Origin of the sequence: Stenotrophomonas sp. 3diitr2024 (genome assembly GCF_042136455.1) — a bacterium.
Lineage (GTDB): Bacteria > Pseudomonadota > Gammaproteobacteria > Xanthomonadales > Xanthomonadaceae > Stenotrophomonas > Stenotrophomonas sepilia.
On sequence record NZ_JBHHMJ010000184.1, the window covers coordinates 1 to 553 of the forward strand.

Below are 553 nucleotides of genomic sequence, written 5' to 3' on the forward strand. Positions count from 1 at the left end.
GTCGACCCGGGCACCATGAGTCCGTTCCAGCACGGTGAGGTCTATGTCACCGACGACGGCGCGGAGACCGACCTCGACCTGGGCCACTACGAGCGCTTCGTGCGCACCCGCCTCAGCCGCAAGAACTCGGTCACCACCAGCTCGAACACATCGCCTTCGATGCCATAGATCTTGGCGAAGTAGCTCTCGGTGCGCGCCGGGGTGACCCCGTCATTGACCAGGCTTTCCTCTTCGATCAGCTTGCGGTCGCCGTAGTAGCGGAAGTACAGCAATGTATTGAGCTAACTGATACTAATGATCCGTGCGGCTTGACCATATAACCTCAAGTTGCCTTGGCTTTACGACAACGTCGTAAGAGCATCCAAGTGCACGCTACGTCACAAGAACTATGCGAGGCTGGCGCCTTGTCCCCCGGGACGAGTGCGACTCTCCAAAAGCCTCCCTGGTGAAATTAGCGCTGTGGAACCACCCGATCCCATCCCGAACTCGGAAGTGAAACGCAGCTGCGCCGATGGTAGTGTGGCTCAAGCCATGCGAGAGTAGGTCATCGCCA

Annotated in this window: 1 rRNA gene and 1 pseudogene; both read left to right on the forward strand. The window is 58.6% G+C overall.

The features are described 5' to 3' along the window. Positions 1–138: pseudogene (locus ABGA94_RS04345) on the forward strand (hypothetical protein); the annotation flags it as partial. A gap of 303 nt (positions 139–441) precedes the next feature. Next, a 5S ribosomal RNA gene (gene rrf / locus ABGA94_RS04350) occupies positions 442–553 on the forward strand; the annotation flags it as partial.